Genomic DNA, 22,997 nt, shown 5'->3' with positions numbered 1-22,997 from the left:
AAAGCGCAAAGTTTCGAAGGAATCCATTCGGAAAGCTCGAACGTTCTTGTTCCGGGCGCATCGTCGGCACCCGCCCTCATCCTCCCGCTGACCCCGCGCGCGATCTACCCCCTTCTGCCGAACGGATCCGTTCGGCCGCGGCGATGGGTCGCGAGCAGAGGACTTTCGCGTCGCGCGAGGGCGGATCCGGCAATGAGGGCCTCGCGTCGACGAAAAGTCATCCTCTCGGGAATGGATCGGCAGGTAACGTCGGATCCATGAGCGCCCCGTGGAGTTCGCACCGCCTGCTGCTCCTGCGCGAGCTGCAGCTGCGCGGCACGATCACCGCCGTCGCCGCGGCGCTCAGCTACGCCCCGTCGACCGTGTCGCAGCAGCTCGCCCAGCTCGAGAGCGAGGTCGGCGTTCCGCTGCTGCAGGCTGACGGCCGCCGTGTGCGCCTGACCGCTCAGGGCGAGACCGTGGCGGCGCATGCGGCCGAGGTACTGGCGCTCGAGGAGCGGGCGCGGGCCGAGCTCGACGTGGACAACCCCATGCCCGCGCCCGTGCGCATCGCGGCCCTGCAGACGTCGGCCCGCGCACTCCTGCCCCGAACGCTGGAGATCCTCGAGACGACCCACCCCGGCATGCGCGTCGAGATCGCGGTCGTGCCACCCGAGGAGGGCCTGTTCGAGGTCGCCGCCCGCGGGTTCGACCTCGTGATCGCGGAGCAGTACCCGGGGCACACCCGCGAGCACGTCGCCGGACTCGACCGCGTGGCGCTCGGCAGCGACCCGATTCGCCTCGCGGTCGGTCACTCCTCGGCGGTGACCTCCCTCGCGGAGGCCGCCAATGAGGCATGGGTGATGGAGCCGCGCGGCACCGCCGTGCACGCGTGGTCTGTGCAGCAGTGCCGCGCGATCGGATTCGAACCCGACGTCCGCTACAGCGCGGCCGACCTGCTCGCGCAGCTGCGCATGATCTCGGCCGGGCGGGCGGTCGGCCTGCTGCCGGAACAACTGCTCGCCGGCGATGAGAGCCCCGTGCGGTTGATCGACCTGCCCGACGCCCCCACGCGCGAGATCTTCACCTCCGCTCGCGAGGCGTCCGCCGGATCCCGCGGCGTCGTCGCGGTGCGCGCTGCCCTGCAACGCGCCTTCCACGACGCCGGCCGGTCGTCGTAAGGCCTCCGATCCACGGCGTCCCGGGCGCCCACATTCCACAAATGGCTCCAACTCGCGCGTTTTAGAGCCATCTGTGGAAGGTTGCGCGCCCGCTACCGCGAGGCGGGGTCACTCCACGGCGAGGGCCTCGACCGGGCTGATGCGGGTGGCCAGGCGCGTCGGCGCGACCGAGGCGACGATGGTCAGCACCGCCACCGCGGCGACCACGATCGCGACGGGGATCCACGGGATCGCGGGCGCGATGAGCAGCCCGCCCTCCGGCACGGATCCGGTGGTCGACTGCGCGCCGATCCAGCCGTAGGCGACGCCCAGCGCGAGGCCGAGGAGCGTCGAGGAGAGCGTGATGTGCACTGCCTCGAGCAGCACCATGCGGCGGATCTGTCCGATCGACAGCCCCAGCGCACGCAGCAGGCCGAGCTCGGCGCGGCGCTGCACGACGCCGATCGTGAGCAGGTTGACCAGCCCGACCGCGGCGATGACACCGGCGAACCCGACGAGCCCCATCATGACCCCGGAGAGCATGTCGATGAACCCCGAGATGCCGGTCGCCTCGGCCTCGTCCGGGGGCACGCCGACGAGCAGGATCCGCTCGAACGTCTCGGCGGCGACCGCCAGCATCACGACGAGCGTGACGCCCACGACGACCCCGATCGACATGCGACTGGACCGCTCCGGGTAGCGCAGCGCGTTCTGTGCCGCCATACGCGCCGTCGCGGATCCGCCGAACGCGCGCCCGACGAGCCGCAGGATCGGCGGCATGATCGCGGCCGACGCCATCACGAGCGCCGTGAACGACAGCAGACCGCCCACGAACGCGATGAGGACCGCGAGCGGCGTGTACAGCCCGAGCACGAGGCCCGCCGTGAGCAGCAGGATCCCGAGGATTCCAAGCGTCATCGCGGCGCCGTTGCGTCCGCGGCGCCCCGCCTGGTCGGCGTGCGTGCGGGCGACCGCTCCCCCGAGCGCCTCGTTCGGTGTGACGCTCAGCACGCGACGGGATCCGCCCCACGCCGCGACCCATGTCGTGAGGATGACCGCCGGGATCGGCAGCAGCATCCAGAGCGTCACGGGGTCCTCGTACGCCGGCGCGGACAGCACGCTCTCGGCGATCGCGGGTCCGGCGTACGCGACCGCGACGCCGACGACGAGGCCGATGACGGATCCGATGACGCCGACGACCAGCCCCTGGTTCGCGACCTTTCGGCGCTCGTCGCGGGCCGTGGATCCGATCAGCCGCATCAGCGCGATCTGCCGCGTGCGGCCGGCCACGATCGTCGCGAAGGTGTTCGCGGTGACGATGGCGGCGACGTACATCGCGATCACGATGAACAGCACCGTGAGCACGGTGACCATCACCCCGACGGTGCCGCCGTAGCCCATGTACTCCTGGGCGAGGAAGCCGACGTAGGTGGCGAGAGCGAGCAGCGCGACGCCGAAGCCGGACGACAGCGCCGTGACGAGCACGCTCGCGCCCATCCCCCGCTCGCGGAGGAAGGTGAGGGAGGCGCCGCGCGCCGGGGCGTCGAGCACCCCGGCGCGGTCCGGCGCTTCGAAGGCGACGGCGCTCACGCGACGGCCGCCATCTCGCTGCGGAGCATGTGCTCGGAGATCTGCTCGGCGCTCTGGCGGGGCTTGTCGGCGACGACCCGGCCATCGCCGAGGAACAGCACGCGGTCGGCGTAGCTCGCGGCAATAGGGTCGTGCGTTACCATCACGATGCTCTGACCGCCCTCGCTCGCTCGACGCAGGATCCGCAGCACCTCACGCCCCGTGCGGGAGTCGAGGTTGCCGGTCGGCTCGTCCGCGAAGACGACGTCGGGCGCCGTGGCCAGGGCGCGCACGATCGCGACGCGCTGCTGCTGTCCGCCGCTGAGCTGGTGGGGACGGTGCGTCAGGCGGTCGCCCAGACCGAGGTCGTAGACGAGATCCTGCACGAGGTGCTGCTCGGCCGCCGTCGGGCGGCGCCCGTCGAGGTCGAACGGCAGCAGGATGTTGGCTTTGACATCGAGCGTCGGCACGAGGTTGAACGACTGGAACACGAACCCGGCCTTGCGACGCCGCAGCAGCGTGAGCTCGCGGTCGCCGAGCCCCGTGATCTCGGTGTCGCCGATCCAGGCGCGACCCTGAGTGGGGTCGTCGAGGCCCGCCATGATGTGCATGAGCGTCGACTTGCCGGAGCCGCTCGGCCCCATGATCGCCGTGAACTCGCCGCGGCGGATGCCGACGTTGACCGCGTCGAGCGCGGTGACGGCGCCCGAACCGGATCCGAAGCTCTTCGTGAGGTCGATGACGCGGGCCGCGAGACCCTCTGTGTTCTCCATACCTCCGACGGTATTTTCCGCCGCCGGGTCGGGACATCGGGCGGTGGGGTGATCCTCGTACATCGAAAGGATGACGTTCGCGTCCACCTCAACGCAGTCGCTTCGCGTCCGGAGCGAGCCTGGCGCGGCGGTTCGTGCGAACTTTCGCGGGACCGGCGGCGTCGTGTTGGGAGGGCGGTGTGCGAGGGCGAGCGCGATGCCGGGTCAGCCGGTGAGGCCGTGGTCGTGGGCGAAGACCACCAGTTGCACGCGATCGCGCAGGGCGAGCTTGGTGAGGATCCGGCTGATGTGCGTCTTCACCGTCGCCTCGCTGAGGAACTCGCGCGCGGCGATCTCCGCGTTGTTCAACCCGCGTGCGGCGAGGCCGAAGATCTCGCGCTCGCGTTCGGTGAGACGGGCGAAGACCTCGGGGACCGGCTTGCGGTCGGCATAGTGGGCGAAAAGCTCCCGCGTCTCGGCCGCCGCGATGACGCTCGAGCCGGTGTGCACGCCGCGGATCGCGGCGAGGAGGAACTCCGGGTCGGCGTCTTTGAGGAGGAACCCGCTCGCACCGCCGCGGATCGCGCGTGCCGCTGCCTCATCGAGGTCGAAGGTCGTGAGCATGATGATGCGCGGCGGATCCGGTCGCGTGAGGATCTCCCTCGTCGCCTCGATCCCGTCCATGACGGGCATGCGGATGTCCATGAGGACGATATCGGGCCGCTCCTGGTCCACGAGCGTGATGCCGGCGCGGCCATCACCCGCCTCGCCGATGATCCGCATGTCCGGCTGCGAGTCGACGAGCATGCGAATGCCCGCGCGGAACAGCGACTGATCGTCCACGAGGGCGACGCCGATCATGCCTCTTCCTTCCACGGGATCTGTGCGCGTACGGCGAACCGGCCGTCGGCGTGCTCCACCTCGAGCGTCCCGCCGGCGAGCTGTGCACGCTCGCGCATCCCGATGATGCCATGCCCCGTGGTCCGGCTCCCCTCCTCGCCGCGCGAGTCGCCGTGGGCGCCGCGCCGGTCGAGCTGGGGTCCGCGCGGCTCCGCGAGGATCCCCCGTGGCTCGAGTTGCGATCCACGCGGCTCGAGCGGCGACGCGCTCGCCGCGTTGTCGACGGCGAGCGCGACGGATCCGGGATGCCAGGCGAGGCGGACGTCGACCGTCCCGCCGTCACCGTGGCGCAACGCGTTCGTGAGCGCCTCCTGCAGGATCCGGTACACCGCGAGCTGCACCGCCGCGGGCACGTCGCCGCGCGGCGCCGGGTCGATGTCGACGGCGAGGGTCACGCCGGCCTGCCGCACCTGCGCGAACAGCGCGTCGAGATCGGCGAGCGTCGGCTGCGGCCCGTCTGCCTCGCGGTGCCGTAGCTGGGCGAGCAGCACGCGCACGTCGGCGAGCGCGGATCCGGCCGTCTGGCTGATCGTCGCGAGCGCGTCCGTCGCGATCTGCGGATCCGTCTTGGCCGCGTAGCGTGCACCGTTCGCCTGCGCGACGACGACCGCGAGCGAGTGCGCCACGACGTCGTGCATGTCGCGGGCGATGCGGCCGCGCTCGTGTTCGGCGACCGCGTCCGATTCGGCGCGTTCCTGGGCGCGGCTGTTGTCGTCGGCGCGACGCAACGCGCGGACGAGGGCGCCGGCGGTCCACGACAGGCCGAATCCGAACAGCGCGGCGAGCCCGGTGGGGACCGCGTCCATCAGGAGATCGATCGGGCGGTACCAGGGCGAGGTGGTGGTTGTCGCGATCAGGTAGCCCGCGACCGTCATCGCCCCGACACCGGTCGACGCGAGGCCGATCCACATGATCAGCCGGGATCCGTATGCCGCGGTGACGTAGAGCACGCCGAAGATCGCGAAGTCCACAGCGAGGGGCGGCAGGCCGAGCGACATCTGCACGATCGCGCCCAGCCAGGCGATCCCCAGGGAGAGCCCGGGCGAGAGCCGACGCACGGCGAGCGCGGCCGCCATGAACACCGCAATCAACGCCTCGGCCCCTCCCGAGTACAGCGCGGCGTACCAAGCCACGGCCAGCAACACGACCGCCATCGCGATGTCTATGCCGAGGCGGATCGGGCCGATGGGGCGGAAGAAGCTCACGGTCTCACGGTACGAGACCGACCGCTACCGCGCGTCATTCCGCGGATGTATTGCGGTCGGCTCACGGGGGCGTCTGGGCGCGGGGCGTGGTCGCAGGATGTGTGGGGGCCGAGGGCGCTTCGTGAGTGACGGGCCTGGCCGCAGGATGTGCGGGGGCTCGGGCGCTTCGCCGCAGGATGTGTGGGGGCGCGGGTGGCTGACGGGGCGTGAACCCGTGACTCCTGGCGCGAAAGACGTCAGCGCAACATGCCGACGCTGGCGAGCGCCTGACGGATCAGCGTGCCGCGGCCACCCTCCATCTCGGCGGCGAGCGCGTCGGACGCCGCTTCCTCCGGCGTCATCCACGTCACCTCGAGAGCGTCCTGCCGCGGATCGCACGACCCAGTGACGGGCACGACGTAGGCGAGCGACACCGCGTGCTGGCGGTCGTCGTGGAACGGCGTCACGCCGGGGATCGGGAAGTACTCGGCCACCGTGAACGGCGTCGGCTGTGGCGGCACCTGTGGGAACGCCATCGGGCCGAGGTCGTTCTCGAGGTGGCGGTACAGCGCGTCGCGCACCGTCTCGCCGTAGCGCACGCGGCCGGACACGATCGTGCGCACCAGCTCACCCACGCTCGTCGAGCGCAGCAGGATCCCCACCTCGGTCACCTGGCCGGCGCCGTCGGTGCGCACCGGGACGGCCTCGACGTAGAGCATCGGCAGGCGGCGTCGTGATTCCGCGAGCTCGATGTCGCTGAGCCATGCGGGGTTCGCGGATCCGCCCGGCACGCTCGAGACGCCGCTCAGATCGCTCGCGTCATCGCCCGGCTGGTCATCGGGATCAGGATCGGGGGTGCGAACGGCCATGTGCTCACGCTACTCGGATCCGGCGACATCCGACGGGCGCGGCCGTCATGAGTCGTCGAGCATCGCCTCGAGCGCGGGCATCCGCACAGTGGCGATGCGCCAGACGATGTCGTGATCGATCTCCTCATAGTGGTGCGCGATGAAGTCCCGGAAACGCGCCGCGTGTTGCCACGCTGGATCGGCGAAACGGTCAGCGTCAAGCGCGCGGAGCCGCTTGATCGCCTCGCCGATGTTCTCCGCCGTACGCTCGACGGCCCGGCGGACCGCGAGATCATCGTCATACGCACATTTGCCGCGATCCACGAACTCACTCATCTCGCGGAAGAATCGGCGCAAGTCCCCCGCAAAGCGCGCGATCCGGTCGCCTGCGTTCACAACGGCACGGCCTCCGCGAGAATCGGATGCCCTTCGGCGAGCGTGCCACGGTCAATGACGTCGACAGAGCGACGGAGAACAGCTTCAACGTCGATCGCGAACTGTGCGGAGTCGAAGTAGTCAGCTCCGGCACCGAGCGAGACGAGGAGGTCGATATCGCTGTCGACCGTGTCTTCACCACGCGCGACGGACCCCACCAGGGCGACATCATGGAGGTTGGCTGCCTCGGCCAGGTGCGCGATCACGTCGCGGAGGCGATGCACCTCATCACGGAACGCGATCGTCGGCGCCGACCAGTGAAAGTCGATCGGTGCGATGACTGCTTCCGGCTTCCGATGCGAACCGACGACGACTGGCGCCGCCGAACGCGGATCCGTTCGAAACGCGCGAAGGATCCGACTGAAGTCGCGACGCGCCTCGGCGACGGGCACCACGCTGGTTCGGTTCATGTCGCCTCCAAAAGTTGTACATATTTTTGCACAACTCTTCTGCGGCGACAAGTGCGCGTCACGATGCGAAGACTTCTGGAAGGGCCGCAACGAATTCGTCGAAATGCCCGAACCATACGGAATGCCGGGCTCCTCGGATGCCCCGCACGTCGACGCCGCTCGCGATGAGGGCACGCGCGTCCTGCTCCGCGACTGTGTGGCGGTCTTGCTCCCCAACGAGCGCGGGGAGCGCATCGACGGGTCAGCTGCGGGTGACGTGGCGGCGCCGGATCAGCGGAAGCGGCGGAGGCGCAGGCTGTTGAGCACCACGAACACCGAGCTGAACGCCATGGCGGCGCCCGCGAGCATCGGCGCGAGCAGTCCCGCGGCGGCGAGGGGGATCGACGCGACGTTGTACGCAAATGCCCAGAACAGGTTGCCCCGGATGATCCGGAGCGTCTTGCGCGACAACCGCACGGCATCAGCCGCCACTCGCAGGTCTCCGCGGACGAGGGTCAGATCGCTTGCCTCGATCGCAACGTCGGTGCCCGTGCCCATCGCCATACCGAGATCCGCCTGTGCGAGGGCCGCGGCGTCGTTGACGCCGTCGCCGACCATCGCGACGGTACGCCCTTCCTGCTGCAGTTCCGTCACCACGGTCACCTTCTCGTGCGGTAGGACGCCGGCGATGACCCGGTCGATTCCGACCTCGGCGGCCACCGCGCGGGCGGGCGCCTCGGCGTCGCCGGTCACGAGGATCGGATCCAGGCCCTGCGCGCGCATCTCGGCCACTGCCTCGGCACTGGTGGGTTTGACGGTGTCGGCCACGGCGAGGAGGCCGCGCGGGGCGCCGTCCCACGCGATGGCGACGACGGTCGCGCCGGTGGCCTGCGCCTCGTCGAACGCGCGCTGGAGCTCGGGTGTGAGGCCGACCGACCACTGGTCGAGCAGCTGCGGACGTCCGACGACGACCGCGCGCCCGTCGACGATGCCCTGCGCGCCGAGCCCCTCCACGTTGCGGAAGTCGGTCACCCCCGGAAGTGGGTCGCCAGAGATGGCGGCGGGAGGGGTGGTTGCGCCTGCAAAGTCTGGCGACCCATTACCTGATGCCTCGCCAGAGATGGCGGCGGGGAGGGTGCCCGGAGCTGCAAAGTGTGGCGACTCATCACCCAATGCCTCGCCAGAGATGGCGGCGGGGAGGGTGCCCGGAGCTGCAAAGTGTGGCGACTCAACGGCGGCGGTGGCGATGGCGCGCGCGATGGGGTGCTCTGAAGCGACCTCGAGCGCGCCCGCGGTCCGGAGCACGTCGTCAGCCGATTCGCCAGCGGCCGGGATGACCTGTGTGAGCGTCATCCGCCCCTCGGTCACCGTGCCTGTCTTGTCGAGCACGATCGTGTCGATGCGCCGGGCACGCTCGAGGGCGGCGGCATCCTTGATGAGGATCCCGCGCTTCGCCCCGGTTCCCGTCCCCATCATCATCGCGAGCGGCGTCGCGAGGCCGAGCGCGCACGGACACGCGATGATCAGCACCGCGACGGCCGCCGTGAACGCCGCCGCAACAGGCTGTCCGATGAGGATCCACGTGGCGAGCGTCGCGATCGCGATAACGATCACGATCGGCACGAAGATCCCCGAGATCCGGTCGGCGAGCCGCTGCACCTCCGCCTTCGACGCCTGCGCGTCTTCGACGAGCTTCGCCATCTGCGCGAGCTGCGTGTCCTTGCCGACGCGCGTCGCCCGCACCACGAGCAGCCCGCTCGCGTTGACCGTGCCGCCCGTGACGGCGGATCCCACCCCGACCTCGGCGGGCACCGGCTCGCCCGTGACCATCGAGACGTCGACGGCACTGGATCCCTCGATCACCTCGCCGTCGGTGGCGATCTTCTCCCCCGGGCGCACGACGAACGCGTCACCGACGCGCAGTTCGCTCGCGGGGATCCGCCGCTCGACGCCATCGTCTCCGCGCACCGCGACGTCCTTCGCGCCGAGATCCAGCAGCGAGCGCAGCGCGTCGCCCGCGCGGCGCTTGCTGCGCGCCTCGATGTAACGTCCCAGCAGGATGAACGTCGTCACGCCCGCGGCGGCCTCGAGGTAGATGGATCCGGATCCGTCGGCCTGCGTCGCGAGCAGCGACCATCCGTGCGTCATGCCGATCTCGCCCGCCGTGCCGAAGACCAGCGCGTACACGCTCCACCCCAGCGCGGCGAGCGTGCCGACCGAGACGAGCGTGTCCATGGTCGCGGCGCCGTGGCGGAGGTTCATCCACGCGGCGCGGTGGAACCCGGATCCGCCCCACAACACGACCGGCAGCGCGAGCAGCAGAGACACCCACTGCCACGCCGGGAACTGCAGCGGCGGAATCATCGCGACGAGGATCACCGGCACGCTGAGCGCGATGCTCCAGATCAGGCGAGTACGCAACGGGTCGCTCGCGTCAGGGTCGTCGTTCGATATCGGCGAAGGAAGGCCTGCGCCGTAGCCGGCCTCCTCGACGGTGCGGATCAGATCCTCGGGCGTATGCGCGTCGGGGAATGACACGTGCGCCTTCTCGCTCGCGTAGTTCACGCTCGCCGTGACGCCGTCGAGCTTGTTGAGCCGCCGCTCGATGCGGTTTGCACAGGACGCACACGTCATCCCCTGGATGTCGAGGTCGAGCTCAGTCGTACTCATCGGTTCCTCACTCGTTCGATCGGACGCCACGAAACTCGGAGATCTCACGAAATACGGGCAGATCCGCGTATTCGGCCCGCAATACGTGAGATCTCCGCGTTTCGTTGCGGGCCGGGGAGGCTTACGCGGGGCTCAGGCCGAGGTCGCCGGGCGCGGCAAGGGAATAGCCAGCCTCGTTGACCGCCGCCTTCACCGCGGCGTCGTCGATCACGGACGCCGTCACCTCGAGGCGACCGCTCGCGAGGTCGACGTCGACCTTCTCCACGCCGGTGATCGCCGAGACCTCCTCGGTCACGTGGTTCACGCAGTTGCCACAGGTCATTCCCTGAACGGAATACGTCTTGGTGGTCATGTCATTCCTCCTCATGAGCGGACGAGGCGCGCGATCGCGTCGGACGCCTCGGTGATCTTGTCGTTCGCCACGTCGCCACCCTCCCGGACGGCATCCGCGACGCAGTGTGAGAGGTGGTCGTCGAGCAGACCGAGCGCGACCGACTCGAGCGCCTTCTTCGTCGCCGACACCTGCGTGAGGATGTCGATGCAGTACTGCTCCTCGTCGACCATCCGCTGCAGACCTCGCACCTGACCCTCGATCCGGCGCAGGCGCGCCAGCACCTTGTCCTTGCCATCGATGTAGCCGTGGTGGCTGTGATCCGTCATGCGACTCCCTCTCGTCATTGGTGCCAACAGCATACCCCCCAGGGGTATTCCCGCGACGCGCGATCCGCTTCTGAGAGATGATGGATCCATGCTGACGCCGCCTCTCGACAACGATGCCGTGCTGTGGTCGCGCGATCCGGGGGACGATCCCCTCATCGTGTTCCTGCACGGATACGGATCCGACGAACGCGATCTGTTCGCTCTCCGCGAGCACCTGCCGGGCGATTTCGTCTATGCCTCCGTGCGCGCGCCGCTTGAGCCGCCGTTCCCGATGAGCGGCCACTCCTGGTACGCGATCGACTCACTCGACTCGCGGGATCCGGAAGCCATCACGCACGGCGCGACCCGACTGCTTGAGTGGCTGGACACTGTCTCCCCGACCCGCGTCGGCCTGATCGGGTTCTCGCAGGGCGGCGCGATCGCACTGCAGGCGCTGCGTCTCGCTCCCGAGCGGGTCGACTTCGTCGCGAACCTGTCCGGATACGCGGCTGGCGGATCGCTTCCGGGCGACGACGTGATCGCCGAGCAGCGTCCGCCCGTGTTCTGGGGGCGCGGATCCGCCGACACCGTCATCCCGCAGGCTGCGATCCAGCACACCACCGAGTGGCTGCCGGGGCACAGTGACCTCGTCGGGCGCATCTATCCCGGGCTGTCGCACGCGGTCTCCCCGCAGGAACTCGAGGACCTGGCGCGCTTCGTCGCGAAGCAGCTCGACTGACGCGGATCCGAGCGGGTGCGGTGCCCGGGGACGGGCCCGAATGAGCGCACCTCACGACGCGCAGACGTCAGCCACTCGCCGTGCGGATCCGGGCTGTCAGCGGTCGTCGCGCGATGACGCGAGCGCGACGGCGAACATCACCGCGAACGAGACGCCCACACCGAGCCAGAGGATGCTGTCCGTGACGAGCCACGCCAGCGCGCCCGCCACGAGGCTAATGGCCACGACAAGGCCCCGCTTCAGCCTGCCGGGCCGACGATCGGTCATGCGATCACGGTAACGCGATCCCGTCAGCTCGTCGCCGACCCGGGCGGGTCAGGGGCGTCGCCGCAGGCGTGACCGCTGACGTCATCGTCGTCGTTGTCGGTCTCGTCCGTCGGGTCCTCAGCGTCTGCGTCGCCGCGCGTGTCGTCGGGGTCGCCCACAGTGCCGCCGACAACGTCACCGAAGCCGTGGTCCGTGTCGTCGGCGCCCGCCGTGCCGCCATCAACGTCGGCGCTGATCAGATCCGCGGCGCCCACGTCGCCGAGGCCGTGGCCGGTGTCGTCGTCAGTCGGATCCGCGTCACCTGCATCATCGCCGTCGCGACCGTCAGGGTCGTCGCGATCGCCGGTCATGTCACCGTCGCCGGCCGGATCCGCGCCGGCTGCGTCATCGGTTGTTTCGTCCTCCGATGCCTCCGTTCCGGTGCCGTAGGCGAAGGCGACCGACAGCGCGATTCCGATCCCGACGAACGCCCAGTTGTCGAGCACGATGGACATCACCACGCCGAACACGATGCCGAGGGCCATTCCGGAGCCCCAGTTCGGTTCGCGCTTCTTCTCCGCCGCTTCGGTCATCTGCTCACCGCCTCCTCCCGTTAAGGTACGGATCCGCGACGTGCTGCACATCCTCCGCTGGAGGGAGATCTCGTGGCTGCGCTCGGGCGCCGGCGGGACCCGTGTGGTCACTGCGCACTGTGGGAAGCGATCATGCCGGAGGCGTCACGCGGTCGGAAGCGTCGCGTTGTGGGAAGCATCACGCTGTAGAAGACGTCACGTTGTGAGGGACGCCGCGCTCTGAGAGGCAACACGCTGTGAGGAGCATCACGCTGCTGGCGACGACCACGCTACCGGAGGCGTCACTGCGGCGCGCGCTCGGTCCCGTTCTCACCCTCGTCGCGCTTCGGCTTGCCTCCCAGGGAACCGCCGATGGCCACCGCGACGCCAATGCCGATCGCGAGATAGGCCCAGTTGTCCATCGACACGGACATCGCCGTCCCGACTCCCGCGCCGAGGGCGATGCACAGCCCCATGCCCCACGCCTTCTGCGTCTTCCGCTCGCCGACCATGCTGCGACCACCTTCCCGTCTTCGACGCTACCGAGCACGCCGCGGGCGCGCCTCCGCCGGGCGACGGAGATCCGACTTCGTCTGGTGGAGTGTTGACACGCATCTGCACGGTCGCGTAGCGTTCCATCGTCCTGTCCCCGACGAACGGAACGAATCGGTGTGGAACCTCGCGTGATCTCGCGCTGACCGACCACCCTCACTCCTGAGGCATCGCGCAGCGCCCATCCGCGCTGGTCCGATGCACCGTTCTTCTGGCATCTCCGCCGATCAGCGCATCCGTGCACTGATCCCGGGAGGTTTTCCATGCCAGTAATCGTTCTCGACCACCTCACGTTCGCGTGGCCGGACGGATCCGTCGCCCTCGACAGCGTCTCCGGCGCCCTGCGCGCCGCACGCACCGGGCTTGTCGGCCGCAACGGATCCGGCAAGTCGACGCTGCTCAAGCTCATCGCGGGCGAGCTGTCGCCGACGTCCGGCGCCGCGCTCGTCGACGATGCCGCAGCCCGCGTCGCGTACCTTCCTCAGCGGCTCACGCTCGACACTCGTGCCCGGGTGGCGTCGCTCCTCGGCGTCGCCACTCCCCTCGATGCGGTACGGGCGATCGCGGTCGGCGACGTCGCTCCCGAGCGGTTCGACGAGGTCGGCGACGATTGGGACGTCGAAGCGCGGTCGCACGCGGCGCTCGCCGAAGCGGGTCTGGATCCGAGTGTGCTCGACCGACGGGTCGGCGAGTTGTCGGGAGGCGAGGGGATGCTCGCGGCGCTCACGGGGATCCGTCTCGCTGCCGCGTCCGTGACCCTGCTCGACGAGCCGACGAACAACCTCGACGGCGACGCCCGGCAGCGCGTGTACGACATGGTGCGCTCGTGGCGCGGCACACTCGTGATCGTGTCGCACGACCTCGACTTGCTCGAGCTCATGGACGCCACCGCCGAGCTGCACGGGCACCAGCTCACGGTGTTCGGCGGACCGTACTCGGAGTGGCGCGCGGCGGTCGACGCGGAGCAGGAGGCCGCGCGGCAAGACCTCACGGACGCCAAGAAGGTGCTCGCCAAGGAGAAGCGCCAGCGGATCGAGCTCGAGACGAAGATCGCGCGCCGCAACCGCCAGGGTAAGAAGAAGGCCGAGACACTGCCGACGATCGTGGCGAATGCGTACGCGCGACGGGCGGAGGAGTCAGCCGGCCGCCTGCGGATCGAGGCCCGTGGGAAGGAGGGTTCGGCCCAGGCCGCGCGAGATGAGGCCGACGCGCGGATCCGCTCGGACGATTCAGTGGTCTTCGATCTGCCGGACCCCGGCGTGGCGGCGGGACGGCGCATCCTGACGCTCGGTGACGGCGAGCGGCAGTGGATCGTGCAGGGCCCGGAGCGGGTGGCGCTCGTCGGTCCGAACGGCGCCGGCAAGACCTCCCTGCTGCGGGCGCTGCTGGGGATCGGCGATGCCAGCGGGGGCGCGGGGGCCGGTGACGCCGGCGGCGGCGCGGGGGCCGACGGACTGGCGGCCGCGGATTCGGTGCCAGGCGGACTGGGAGCGACAGAGCCGGGGTCCAGCGGAGTGGGAGTCCGCAACGCACGCCAGGCTCCGGGACATGGTGGGCTGGCTCCCGCGGATCCCGCACACGGTGGGCTCGCGACGGCAGATCCAGGCTTCGTTGGGCTCGCGGCGACGGATACGGGGCTCAAAACCGCGACGTGTGCGGGAGAACCAGATCCGGAATCTGACACCGCGCCCGTCGCGGACTGGTGGCGTTGCGCTGCGGCGTCGAAGCTGCATACCGACCGGGTGGCGTACCTGCCGCAGCGACTGGACGCGCTGGATGACGCCGAGTCGGCGATCGACGCGGTGCAGCGGGCGGCGCCGCATGTTCCCGATCGAGAGCTGCGCAATCGCCTCGCGCGGTTCCTCATCCGTGGCGAAGCAGCGCACCGACCGATCGGCGACCTCTCCGGCGGTGAGCGCTTCCGCGTCTCGATCGCGCGGCTGCTGCTCGCGGATCCGCCGCCCCAGCTGTTGGTACTGGACGAACCGACGAACAACCTCGACGTCGACACGGCCGAACAGCTGCTCGCAGCGCTGCGCGCCTACCGCGGAGCCGTGCTGATCGTCAGCCACGACGCGGCGTTCCTGCGGCGACTCGCCCCCGACCTCACGCTCGAGCTGCGCGATGGGACGTTGGCGGAGGTAGCGGCGAGCTCCACCTGAACCATCCGCCGCGGGATGGTGCATTCGTGTCATGTGGCGGATTAGAGCGGCCCCGCCGACGCCGCGGATGGAGATGTCGCCGCGGGGGGCGCGGCGAGCTCATCGCTACGCCGTTCGTGTGACGCCCGTGACCCTTCCCGACGCAACGAAGGGTCACGGGCGTCACACGAATCGGGCGGCTGGTAGTTTCAGGCGCACCGATGCGTGAGGAGTGGGCAGATGAGGATCGTCGTGCTGGACGACTACCAGCGGGTCGCCGAGGGCTATGCCGATTGGGACGCACTCGGTGCCGATGACGTGCGGTTCGAGTCGGAACCCCTCGTGGGCGATGCGCTGCTGCGCGCCCTGGCCGGAGCGGAGGTCGTCGTCGCGATGCGCGAACGCACCGCGTTCACGGCCGAGGTGCTCGCACAGTTGCCCGACCTGCGGCTGCTCGTGACGACGGGGCCGAGCAATGCCGTAATCGATGTCGCGGCCGCCAACGCGCGCGGTGTCGTCGTGTGCGGCACCGAATCGCCCAGAACGGCGACGCCCGAGCTCGCGTGGGGGCTCATTCTTGCGGTGCTGCGGGAGATCCCGACGGAGAACGCGGCCGTTCGCGACGGCGGCTGGCAGACCACGATCGGCGGTGGCCTCGACGGCCGTCGCCTCGGCATCGTCGGCCTCGGCAGACTCGGATCCCGCATGGCGCACATCGGGCAAGCGTTCGGCATGGAGGTCGTCGCGTGGAGCCAGAACCTCGATGCCGACACCGCCGCCGCGCAGGGCGCGACCCGCGTCACCAAGGAGGAGCTGTTCCGCACCTCGGACGTCGTCACCGTGCACTACAAGCTGAGCGAGCGCAGTCGCGGGCTCATCGGCGCCGCCGAACTCGCGCTCATGAAGAGCTCGGCGATCCTCGTAAACACGTCGCGGGGTCCGCTCGTCGACACCGACGCGCTGCTCGATGCGCTCCGCGCGGGGCGGATCCGCGGCGCCGGGATCGACGTGTACGACACCGAACCGCTCCCTCGCGACCATCCGCTTCGCAGCGCCCCGCGAACTGTCCTCACGCCGCACATCGGCTACGTCACTGACGAGACCTACCGGATCTACTACGGTCAGGCCGCCGAAGACATCGCGGCATGGATCCAGGGGTCCCCAATTCGGGTCATCGGGTAGCGGGCCATTCCGGTCGCGCAAAGGCACCTTCGTTGCGCTGGGAAGGTGCCTTTGCGCGACTGGAGCGCCGCTGCCCCACATGACAACCGCGGCGGGGAGGGTGCATCTGCGTGATCTAGAGCGCGGCTGCCCCATATGACACGAATGGCTCCAACCACCGCGTTTTGGGTGCGTTTGCGTCACTTGAAGCGCGGCCCCCGCGCCATATGACACAAATGGCGCCAACCGCGGCGGGGTGGGTGCATTTGCGTCATGTGGGCGGGCGGGTTCGCGGGAGGATGGGGAGATGGATCCGAACCGTCGCACCGAGGCGGAGTCCCCCTGGGGCGACGCGGCGCGCATCGCGATCGGGCGCGCGAGTGACCGGCGCATCGTCGCCGCCGATCCGGACGGGGTGCGCCGTACGTTGAGCGATGCCGAGTTCCCCGCCTGGGTCGCGGCGCGCGAGACGGAACGCCGCGTGCGCTGGGTGTGGTCGAGCACCGCCGAGTGGTACCCCTCCCTCCTCGCGGCCGGCGTGAGGATCGAGCGCTGCCACGACCTGCGACTGAGTCACGCAATCCTGAAGAACGCCGTGCCCGGATCCGCGCTCGCCGCGCATGCGCAGTGGGACGCCCCCGACGAGGAGCACGCTCCGGCCCTGTTCGACCTCGACACCGGACCGCGACGCGACGCGCTCGACGAGGTGCTGCGCGAGCTCGCGCGCCAAGACGAGTCGCTCGAGGCCTCCTCGGATCCGGGGCGTATGCGGCTGCTGCTCGCTGCGGAATCGGCAGGAGCGCTCGTCGCTTCCGAGGCGCGATCGGCGGGCGTCCCATGGGACGCCGCAGAACACAACCGGATCCTCGAAGACGCGCTCGGGCACCGGGGAGCCGGCGGCGTTCCCACCACGATGGCGCGGCTGGCGGGCGAGGTGCGCGGGGCGCTCGAGGATCCGCAGGTGTCACTCGATTCGCCACCACAGCTTCTCAAGGCGCTGCGGGCGGCGGGCATGCACGTCGACTCCACGAGCAAGTGGGTGCTGCAGGAGATCGACCATCCGGCGATCGCGCCCTTGCTCGAGTACAAGCGCCTCGCGCGCCTGCTCACTGCGAACGGGTGGGCGTGGCTCGACGAGTGGGTGCGCGATGGCCGGTTCCGCCCGGTGTACGTGCCCGGCGGCGTCGTGACGGGGCGCTGGGCGGCGGCCGGTGGCGGCGCGCTGCAGATTCCGCGGCAGCTGCGGGCGGCCTTGCGGGCGGATCCCGGCTGGCGCATCATCGACGCCGACGTCTCGCAGTTGGAGCCGCGCGTGCTCGCCGCGATGGCGCGTGATGAGCGGATGGCCGACGCCGCACGCGGGCAGGATCTCTACGACGGCGTCGTCGCGGACGGGGCGGTGGCGACGCGATCCGAGGCGAAGATCGCCGTGCTGGGCGCAATGTACGGTGCAACGACCGGCGACTCCGGGCGCCTCGTGCCGCGACTCCGGCGCGTGTACCCGCGCGCAATGCGCCTCGTCGACGAGGCGGCGCGCACGGGCGAAGAGGGCGGCACGGTCGCGACGTGGCTCGGTCGCACCTCTCCCCCGCTCGATGAGGCGACGCGGCGACTGCTGTCGACGGCGACGACGGCCGCGGACGAGCAGCGCGCGCTGCGTCGCGCCCGCGATCACGGCCGTTTCACGCGTAACTTCGTCGTGCAGGGCACGGCCGCGGAGTGGGCGCTGGCATGGATGGCAGATCTGCGAATCCGTCTCGCCGCGCTGCCCGCGGTACCGGCCGAGGATGCGGCGCCGCGCTCCGGACGCGCGTTCGCCCGTCGCGCGCACATCGCGTTCTTCCTGCACGACGAGGTCATCGTCCACGCGCCCGCCGATCAGGCGAACGCTGCCGCCGAGGCGATGCGCGAGTCCGCCGCGGCCGCAGGGCGCCTGCTGTTCAGAGGCTTCCCCATCGACTTCCCGCTCGATCTGTCGATCGGCGACAGCGCGGTGGCGTAGCGGGCGACACCAAAGCTCCGGCCCCGCGTGTCGGTGGTCCGCGGCAGGATGGATCCGTGGACGTTCTCGACAGCTTCAGCGAACCGACCGCGGCGTGGTTCCGCGGGGCGTTCGCGGCGCCGACCAATGCGCAGACGGGCGCGTGGAAGGCGATCTCTGAGGGGCGTCACGCGCTCGTGGTGGCGCCGACCGGATCCGGAAAGACCCTGTCGGCATTCCTGTGGGCGCTCGACCGCGTGTTCCGCGAAGGGTCGTCGGGCGACGCACTGCCGGGCTTCGAGGGGCGCACGCGCAAGGCGAAGCGGCGCACGAAGATCCTGTACGTCTCACCGCTCAAGGCTCTCGGCGTCGACGTCGAACGCAACCTGCAGTCGCCGCTCGTCGGCATCACGCAGGCGGCGAAGCGGCTGGGGGTGGATCCGCCGGAGGTGTCGGTCGGCGTGCGGTCGGGCGATACGCCGCCGCGCGATCGTCAGCGGATGCTGCGCAATCCGCCTGACATCCTCATCACGACGCCCGAGTCGCTGTTCCTGATGCTGACGTCGAGCGCGCGCGACACCCTGCGCGAGGTGCACACGGTGATCATCGACGAGGTGCATGCGGTCGCCGCCTCGAAGCGCGGCGCGCACCTGGCCGTGTCGCTCGAACGGCTCGACGACCTGCTCGAGACGCCGGCGCAGCGCATCGGGCTGTCCGCGACGGTGCGCCCGATCGACGAGGTGGCGCGGTTCGTCGGCGGCGAGGCGCCGGTCGACATCGTCGCGCCGCGCGCGTCGAAGACGTTCGAGCTCGCGGTGCGGGTGCCGATCGACGACATGACGGATCCGCCTCCCGCGGCACCGCGGGAGGCCTCGCACCGGGCCGATCTCGCGGGGGCGGGCTCGGGCGAGCCGATGGCGCCCGCCGACGACCGGTTCTGGGAGGGAACGCCGGGCGCCGACGGTGGCGGGACCGACCGTGCGGCGACGCCCGGCGGCTCCGACGACGACCCGGCCGCTCCCGCGAGCGACGCGTTCTGGGAGGAGGGATCCGAGAACACGGAGGTGACCGGATCCATCTGGCCGCACGTCGAAGAGGCGATCGTCGACCGCGTGCTCGAGAACACATCGACGATCATCTTCGCGAACTCCCGCCGCCTCGCGGAGCGCCTGACGGGGCGGCTCAACGAGATCCACGCCGAGCGGCTCGGGATGGACGTGCCCGACCAGACCGCGCCAGCCGCGGCGATGCCGGCGCAGGGCGGCCAGACCGCCGGGGTGGCGCCGGTACTCGCGAAGGCGCATCACGGATCCGTGTCGAAGGAGCAGCGCGCGATCGTCGAGGACGAGCTGAAGCGCGGCGACCTCCGCTGCGTCGTGGCGACGAGCAGCCTCGAGCTCGGCATCGACATGGGTGCGGTCGATCTGGTCATCCAGGTGGAGTCGCCGCCCAGCGCCGCGAGCGGCCTACAGCGCGTCGGCCGCGCCGGGCACCAGGTGGGCGAGATCAGCCGCGCCGACCTGTTCCCCAAGCACCGGGGCGACGTGCTGCACACCGCCGTCGTCACCGAGCGGATGCTGTCAGGCGCGATCGAGGCGATCCGCGTGCCGCAGAACCCGCTCGACATCCTCGCGCAGCAGACGGTCGCCGCGTCGGCGCTCGATTCGGTCGAGGTCGAGGGCTGGTTCGAGACCGTGCGCCGCAGTGCGCCGTTCCGGTCGCTGCCGCGCAGTGCGTTCGAGGCCACGCTCGATCTGCTCGCCGGGCGCTACCCGTCCGACGAGTTCGCCGAACTGCGGCCGCGCATCGTCTGGGATCGCGATCGCGGGGTCTTCGAGGGGCGTCCGGGCGCGCAGCGGCTGGCGGTCACGAGCGGCGGCACGATCCCCGACCGCGGACTGTTCGGGGTCTTCATCGCGGGCGAGACGCAGAACGCCCGCGTGGGCGAGCTCGACGAGGAGATGGTCTACGAGTCGCGCGTCAACGACGTCTTCACGCTCGGCACGACGAGCTGGCGGATCGTGGAGATCACGCACGACCGCGTCAACGTCCTCCCCGCCTACGGGCAGCCGGGGCGTGTGCCGTTCTGGACGGGCGATGGCCTTGGTCGCCCCGCCGAACTCGGCGAGGCACTCGGCGCGTTCACGCGCGAAGTCGCGGCGGCGCAGCCCGAGACCGCCCACGCGCGGCTGAAAGAGGCCGGACTCGACGACAACGCGCGCGTGAACCTCCTCGCGCACCTCGACGAGCAACGCGAGGCGACCGGATCCCTCCCGACAGACGTGACGCTGACGGTCGAGCGCGGCCGCGACGAGGTCGGCGACTGGCGGCTGATCCTCCACTCGCCCTACGGCATGCCCGTGCACGCACCGTGGGCGCTCGCGGTGAGCGCGCGGATCCGCGAACGACTCGGCGTCGACGGGTCGGCCGTGGCGAGCGACGACGGCATCGTCGCGCGGATCCCGGATGCCGAGGCCGAGCCGCCCGGCGCCGAACTGTTCGTGTTCGACGCCGACGAGCTCGAGCAGCTCGTGACCGACGAGGTCGGTGGCTCCGCGCTGTTCGCCTCGCGGTTCCGGGAGTGCGCGGCCCGCTCGTTGCTGATGCCGCGGCTGCGCCCGGGCAAGCGGATGCCGCTCTGGCAGCAGCGGCAGCGATCGGCCGCGCTGCTCGACGTCGCGCGCGGTCACCCAACGTTCCCCGTGATCCTTGAGACGCTGCGCGAGGTGCTGCAGGACGTCTACGATCTGCCCGCGCTCGTGCGGATCGCGCGCGGTGTCGCGGAGCGACGGATCCGGATCGTCGAGAGCGAGCCCGCGCAGCCGTCGCCGTTCGCGCGCGACCTGCTGTTCGGATACATCGGCGCATTCATGTACGAGGGCGACTCCCCGCTCGGCGAGCGCAAGGCGGCCGCCCTATCGGTGGACCCGGCGCTGCTCGGCGAGCTGCTCGGCCGCGTCGAGATGCGCGAACTGCTCGATCCCGACGTCGTGGCGCGCTTCGAGCTGGAGGTGCAGCGGCTCGCGGCCGACCGGCGCGTGCGCGGCGTGGAGGGGGTCGCCGACCTGCTGCGTCTGCTCGGTCCCCTCACCGCGGACGAGGTGGCGGCCCGCCTCGCCCCCGCCGCGGGGCCAGGTGACGCCATTGGCGTGCCCGATGCGAATGGGTCGCCAGAGATGGCGCCAGGCGACGGCGTGTCGGACGCAAACTCTGGCGACCCACGTGAGGCAACCCGCGCCCAACCCAATGGGTCGCCAGAGATGGCGCCGAATGAGGGTGCGGACACGACCATCTCTGGCGACCCAATCGGCGGCGGGCCTCATGCGGGCACCGACGAAGCGGCGGGGCTGCTGGAGGATCTGGTTCGGGCGCGTCGAGCCATCCGCGTGAGCATCGCGGGCGTCGAGCGCGTCGCTGCCATCGAGGACGCCGGACGTCTGCGCGATGCCCTCGGCACCGCACTGCCGGTGGGCGTTCCGGTCGCGTTCACCGAGCCGGTCGCGGATCCGCTGGGAGACCTCGCCAGCCGATATGCGCGCACGCACGGCCCGTTCACGATCGGCGCGCTCGCGGAGCGCCTCGGCATCGGCGCGGCGGTCGCGCGTCACGCCCTGCAGCGCCTTGAGACACAGGGCCGCGTCGTCGGCGGATTCTTCCTGCCCGAAGGCGCCGCCACCTCTCTCGCGGATGAGGCGGAGTGGTGCGACACGGAGGCGCTGCGGCGGATCCGGATGCGGTCGCTCGCCGCGCTGCGCGGATCCATCGAGCCGGTCGCTCCCGCCGCGTACGCGCGCTTCCTCCCCGCATGGCACCACATGGATCGTCCGCTCGAGGGCGTCGACGGCGTGCTGCAGGTCGTCGAACAGCTCGCGGGGGTGCCGATCCCCGCGAGCGCCTGGGAAACGCTCGTCCTGCCCACCCGCGTGCGCGACTACGCGCCGGCCATGCTCGACGAACTCACCGCGGCCGGCGAGGTCGCGTGGTCGGGGCACGGCCAGATCGCCGGACGCGACGGATGGGTCGCCCTGCATCCCGCCGACGCCGTGCCGCTCACGATCGCACCCGAAGACGACATCGTGATGGATCCGCTCGACACCCGCATCCTCGAGGCGCTCGCGCCGGGCGGGGCCTTCTTCGCCTCGCAGGTGGCCGACATGGTGCGCTCGCAGCTCACGGCCGCCGAAGCGGCGGAGGTCTCGGAGGCGGCCGTGACGGCGTCGCTGTGGCGGCTGGTGTGGGCCGCGCGCGTCACGAACGACACGTTCGCGCCCGTGCGCACGCTGCTGTCGGGCGGATCCCAAAGCCACAAGACGAAGCGCCGCACGCCGCGCACACGCACCTTCCGCGGCATGACGCTCGCGCGCCCGGCCGCCGCTCCGCGCGATCCGGCCGCGGGCGGGAGGTGGTCGCTACTGCCCGCGCCCGAGGCCGACGACACGATGCGGGCGGCCGCGCACGCGTCTCTGCTGCTCGATCGGTACGGCGTCGTGACACGCGGATCCGTGCAGAACGAGGGCGCGCCCGGCGGGTTCGCGCAGGTGTACCGCACGCTCGCGACGTTCGAGGAGTCGGGGCACTGCCGACGCGGGTACCTCATCGAGAAGCTCGGCGCCGCGCAGTTCGCCGCCTCCACGACCATCGATCGGTTGCGCACGTTCAGTGCGGTTGCAGATCCGCCCCCGCTCGCGTCGCGCGTGCTCGCGGCGACGGATCCGGCGAACCCTTATGGCGCGGCGCTCGCGTGGCCGGCGCTCGAGGAGGTCACCCATCGCCCCGGTCGCAAGGCGGGGGCGCTCGTGGTGCTGATCGACGGCGAACTGGTGCTCTATCTCGAGCGCGGCGGCCGCACGGTGCTCGCGTTCTCGGAGGACGACGACGTGATCGCCGCCGCGATGCGCGGGCTCGCCGCCGAGGCGCGGGCGCGGCGCCTCGAGACGCTCACGGTGGAGAAGATCAACGGGGTCGGCACGTACTCGTCCCCGCTCGCGCGTCACCTCCGCACCGCGGGCTTCGTCGAGGCGCCGAAGGGGCTGTCCCTCCGAAAGGAACTGCGGTGACTACTCGCCGAGCGTCTCGAAAT

The 22,997-nt window shown here is 70.7% G+C and carries 19 protein-coding genes; 6 read left to right on the top strand and 13 right to left on the bottom strand.

Annotated elements, in window-relative coordinates; all coding sequences use genetic code 11:
- The first annotated feature begins 257 nt into the window (after positions 1 to 257).
- On the top strand, positions 258 to 1,160 hold the full coding sequence (locus IEW87_RS04590; protein ID WP_188711103.1) for a LysR family transcriptional regulator: 903 nt from the start codon (positions 258 to 260) through the stop codon (positions 1,158 to 1,160).
- Between the two features lie 108 nt (positions 1,161 to 1,268).
- Here the strand turns inward: IEW87_RS04590 and IEW87_RS04585 are convergent, their stop codons facing one another.
- The 10 genes from IEW87_RS04585 to IEW87_RS04540 form a co-directional block, all read right to left on the bottom strand.
- Positions 1,269 to 2,729 carry an ABC transporter permease gene (locus IEW87_RS04585; protein ID WP_229730952.1) on the bottom strand — a complete coding sequence of 487 codons (1,461 nt, stop codon included), beginning with the start codon at positions 2,727 to 2,729 and terminating at the stop codon, positions 1,269 to 1,271.
- The gene (locus IEW87_RS04580) at positions 2,726 to 3,481 is read right to left on the bottom strand and encodes an ABC transporter ATP-binding protein (RefSeq protein ID WP_188711102.1); all 756 of its coding nucleotides are present in this window, start codon (positions 3,479 to 3,481) and stop codon (positions 2,726 to 2,728) included. Before IEW87_RS04580 ends, IEW87_RS04585 begins: the two co-directional genes overlap by 4 nt.
- A 204-nt stretch (positions 3,482 to 3,685) precedes the next feature.
- Positions 3,686 to 4,321: a response regulator gene (locus IEW87_RS04575; protein WP_188711101.1), complete on the bottom strand. Its 636-nt coding sequence runs from the start codon at positions 4,319 to 4,321 to the stop codon at positions 3,686 to 3,688.
- Entirely contained in the window at positions 4,318 to 5,565 is a 1,248-nt protein-coding gene (locus IEW87_RS04570) for a sensor histidine kinase (RefSeq protein WP_229730951.1), read from the bottom strand. Before IEW87_RS04570 ends, IEW87_RS04575 begins: the two co-directional genes overlap by 4 nt.
- A gap of 236 nt (positions 5,566 to 5,801) precedes the next feature.
- Positions 5,802 to 6,413, bottom strand: a complete 612-nt coding sequence (locus IEW87_RS04565; protein WP_188711100.1) for an NUDIX hydrolase family protein — start codon at positions 6,411 to 6,413, stop codon at positions 5,802 to 5,804.
- A 45-nt stretch (positions 6,414 to 6,458) separates the two neighbouring features.
- Positions 6,459 to 6,728 carry a HepT-like ribonuclease domain-containing protein gene (locus IEW87_RS04560; RefSeq protein WP_188711099.1) on the bottom strand — a complete coding sequence of 90 codons (270 nt, stop codon included), beginning with the start codon at positions 6,726 to 6,728 and terminating at the stop codon, positions 6,459 to 6,461.
- Positions 6,729 to 6,784: 56 nt separating this feature from the next.
- Positions 6,785 to 7,237, bottom strand: coding sequence for a nucleotidyltransferase domain-containing protein (locus IEW87_RS04555; protein ID WP_188711098.1), 453 nt, complete (start codon positions 7,235 to 7,237; stop codon positions 6,785 to 6,787).
- Between the two features lie 270 nt (positions 7,238 to 7,507).
- Positions 7,508 to 9,886, bottom strand: coding sequence for a heavy metal translocating P-type ATPase (locus tag IEW87_RS04550; RefSeq protein ID WP_188711097.1), 2,379 nt, complete (start codon positions 9,884 to 9,886; stop codon positions 7,508 to 7,510).
- A gap of 121 nt (positions 9,887 to 10,007) precedes the next feature.
- Positions 10,008 to 10,238, bottom strand: coding sequence for a heavy-metal-associated domain-containing protein (locus tag IEW87_RS04545; protein WP_188711096.1), 231 nt, complete (start codon positions 10,236 to 10,238; stop codon positions 10,008 to 10,010).
- A gap of 11 nt (positions 10,239 to 10,249) precedes the next feature.
- Positions 10,250 to 10,546, bottom strand: a complete 297-nt coding sequence (locus tag IEW87_RS04540) for a metal-sensitive transcriptional regulator (protein ID WP_188711095.1) — start codon at positions 10,544 to 10,546, stop codon at positions 10,250 to 10,252.
- 88 nt (positions 10,547 to 10,634) lie between these two features.
- On the opposite strand from IEW87_RS04540, the gene IEW87_RS04535 reads away from it, so the two are divergent.
- Positions 10,635 to 11,264, top strand: coding sequence for an alpha/beta hydrolase (locus IEW87_RS04535; RefSeq protein ID WP_188711094.1), 630 nt, complete (start codon positions 10,635 to 10,637; stop codon positions 11,262 to 11,264).
- A gap of 96 nt (positions 11,265 to 11,360) precedes the next feature.
- On the opposite strand, the gene IEW87_RS04530 is transcribed toward IEW87_RS04535, so the two are convergent.
- The 3 genes from IEW87_RS04530 to IEW87_RS04520 all read right to left on the bottom strand — a co-directional run bounded on the left by IEW87_RS04530 (position 11,361) and on the right by IEW87_RS04520 (position 12,594).
- Complete coding sequence (locus IEW87_RS04530) at positions 11,361 to 11,531, bottom strand: hypothetical protein (protein ID WP_188711093.1); 171 nt, start codon at positions 11,529 to 11,531, stop codon at positions 11,361 to 11,363.
- A 23-nt stretch (positions 11,532 to 11,554) separates the two neighbouring features.
- Entirely contained in the window at positions 11,555 to 12,103 is a 549-nt protein-coding gene (locus IEW87_RS04525) for a hypothetical protein (RefSeq protein ID WP_188711092.1), read from the bottom strand.
- 281 nt (positions 12,104 to 12,384) lie between these two features.
- The gene (locus tag IEW87_RS04520; protein WP_188711091.1) at positions 12,385 to 12,594 is read right to left on the bottom strand and encodes an OmpA family protein; all 210 of its coding nucleotides are present in this window, start codon (positions 12,592 to 12,594) and stop codon (positions 12,385 to 12,387) included.
- A 303-nt stretch (positions 12,595 to 12,897) separates the two neighbouring features.
- Here IEW87_RS04520 and IEW87_RS15020 point away from each other — a divergent pair, with 303 nt between their 5' ends.
- The 4 genes from IEW87_RS15020 (at position 12,898) to IEW87_RS04495 (ending at position 22,974) form a co-directional block, all read left to right on the top strand.
- Positions 12,898 to 14,796 (top strand): ABC-F family ATP-binding cassette domain-containing protein, encoded by a 1,899-nt coding sequence (locus IEW87_RS15020; protein ID WP_229730948.1) that lies wholly within the window; start codon positions 12,898 to 12,900, stop codon positions 14,794 to 14,796.
- 219 nt (positions 14,797 to 15,015) lie between these two features.
- Complete coding sequence (locus IEW87_RS04505) at positions 15,016 to 15,957, top strand: D-2-hydroxyacid dehydrogenase family protein (protein ID WP_188711090.1); 942 nt, start codon at positions 15,016 to 15,018, stop codon at positions 15,955 to 15,957.
- Between the two features lie 286 nt (positions 15,958 to 16,243).
- A complete protein-coding gene (locus tag IEW87_RS04500) occupies positions 16,244 to 17,938 on the top strand; it encodes a bifunctional 3'-5' exonuclease/DNA polymerase (RefSeq protein ID WP_188711089.1) in 1,695 nt (564 codons plus the stop codon).
- Positions 17,939 to 17,994: 56 nt separating this feature from the next.
- Positions 17,995 to 22,974 (top strand): Lhr family ATP-dependent helicase, encoded by a 4,980-nt coding sequence (locus IEW87_RS04495; RefSeq protein WP_188711088.1) that lies wholly within the window; start codon positions 17,995 to 17,997, stop codon positions 22,972 to 22,974.
- Positions 22,975 to 22,997 lie beyond the last annotated feature (23 nt).

This window comes from Microbacterium faecale (assembly GCF_014640975.1).
GTDB classification, from domain to species: domain Bacteria; phylum Actinomycetota; class Actinomycetes; order Actinomycetales; family Microbacteriaceae; genus Microbacterium; species Microbacterium faecale.
The sequence above is the reverse complement of the archived record's forward strand: the minus strand, read 5'-3'. Positions and strand labels throughout refer to the sequence as shown.